A 2230-nucleotide genomic window follows, 5' to 3' on the forward strand; every position below is an offset into this window, starting at 1 on the left:
AGTCTATTTAATTAGTGATAACAATTGGTCTGAGGGTTCTATCTCATAAGCTTTTTTGAAATATATTTTATATTTTTCATCTTTTAAATTGTAATATAGCAGTCCCAAATTATAATTTAATGTATAGCTTCTTTCAAACTCGGGAGTTTGACAGTTGAATACATAAAAATCCTCTGTAGGCATTGAAGTGCCTATATTTTTTTGTCAAATTTTACTTGCTAATATTGCGCGATATCGCGTGATGTGTTATAATTTAAGTATTTGGCGGAGGTGCATATGAGACTTAAAGTTTCCAAATCTAAAAATTCGGCTTCGTTTTATGTTATTAAAACTGTTTATGAGAATAAAAAGGAAAAAACTGTTACTGTTGAAAAACTTGGCACTGAAGCTCAACTTAAGGAAAAATATCCAGATAGAGATATTTATCAATGGGCTAAAGAATATGTTGCTGAACTTAATAGGTTGGAAAAGGAGGGTATTGAACCTGATGTTATCGCTAAATTTTCTCCTTCAAAACAAATTCCTTCTAATATCAAGGTTACTTTTAATGGCGGGTATTTGTTCTTACAATCTCTTTTTTACAGTCTAAATTTAGATGTTTTATGTAAAGAAATCTCGAAGAAATACAAGTTTTCTTTTGATTTAACTTCTGTTTTATCAAGATTGATTTACACTAGGATTATCTTCCCTGGTTCTAAGAGATCTTGTTTTGAACTTTCTGATTCTTTTATTGAAAAGCCTAGTTTTTCTCTTCAGCACATTTACAGGTCTTTGGACATTTTATTTCGTGAATCTGATTTTATTCAGTCGTTCATTTATGAGAATTCTCTTTTGTTGTCGAAAAGAAATTCTAATGTGTTGTTTTATGATTGCACTAATTTCTTTTTCGAGATTGAAAAGGAAGATGATTTTAGAAAATATGGGTTTTCGAAGGAACACAAGCCTAATCCTATTGTTCAAATGGGGCTTTTTATGGATGGAGATGGTATTCCTCTAGCTTTTTCTATTCACCCAGGTAATACTAATGAACAACTTACTTTAAAGCCTTTGGAGAAAAAGATTATTTCTGATTTTTCTTTGTCTAATTTTGTTGTTTGTACTGATGCTGGTCTCTCTTCTAATGAAAATAGAAGATTTAATAGTTTTTCTAATAGGTTTTTTGTTACTACTCAGTCTATTAAAAAATTAAAGGGTTTTCTAAGGGATTGGGCGTTATCTCCAACTAACTGGAGACTTGTTGGAAGCGATAAGTTATTTAATATTGATGAAATTGATGAAGATATCTATTATGATCGTGTTTTTTACAAGCAAAGATGGATTAATGACAATGACTTGGAACAAAGATTAATTGTTACTTATTCTATTAAATATCGTGATTATCAAAGGCGTGTTAGGGATAGACAGGTTAGTAAGGCTGTGAAAGTTATTGATTCTAATTCTAGATTAATTGATAAAAGAGGGCTAAATGATTACAGAAGGTTCATTGAAAGAACTAATTGCACTGATAATGGTGAAATTGCTGATAATACTATATTTTCAATCAATAATAAAAAAGTCCTGAAAGAAGAAATGTATGATGGATATTATGGGGTTTGTACTAATTTAGAAAGTGATGTTCGAGATATTATTGAAATTAATACTAGACGCTGGGAGATTGAAGAGTCTTTTAGAATTATGAAAAGCGAATTCAAAGCTAGGCCAGTTTATTTAAGTACTCCTGAAAGAATACAAGCTCATTTTACTACTTGTTTCATCGCTCTAGTTATTTACAGATTATTGGAGAAAAAACTTGATAAAAAGTATTCTTGCACAGAAATAATTAGCAAATTAGCTAAGATGAATTTTTACAAAACGAATGTTGATGGTTACGTTCCTGGATATGTTCGGGATGATCTTACTGATGATCTGCATAATGCTTTTGGTTTCAGGACAGATATGGAGATATTAACTACAAAAATGATGAAAGAAATTTTAAAAAAATCAAAACCTTAAAAATGGTACGCACTTTTTTCAGTTATACAAAAGCCTTCAAACGCAGTGTTTTTAATGTGTTTCAAGGCTTTTTGCTTTTTCAACTGTCAAACTTGGGATATTACCATCTTCATATTATCATGTCAACAACTTTTTAACCTATTTTTTATTTTTTGTTAAAGTCTATTTAATTAGTGATAACAATTGGTCTGAGGGTTCTATCTCATAAGCTTTTTTGAAATATATTTTATATTTTTCA

1 protein-coding gene is annotated in these 2230 nt (G+C 29.7%); it reads left to right on the top strand.

What is annotated here, in order from left to right; all coding sequences use genetic code 11:
- Window positions 1-276 precede the first annotated feature (276 nt).
- A complete protein-coding gene (locus tag SOR77_RS00090) occupies window positions 277-1992 on the top strand; it encodes an IS1634 family transposase (RefSeq protein ID WP_320635184.1) in 1716 nt (571 codons plus the stop codon).
- Window positions 1993-2230 lie beyond the last annotated feature (238 nt).

It is taken from the genome of Peptoniphilus sp. (genome assembly GCF_034090345.1).
Lineage (GTDB): Bacteria > Bacillota > Clostridia > Tissierellales > Peptoniphilaceae > Peptoniphilus.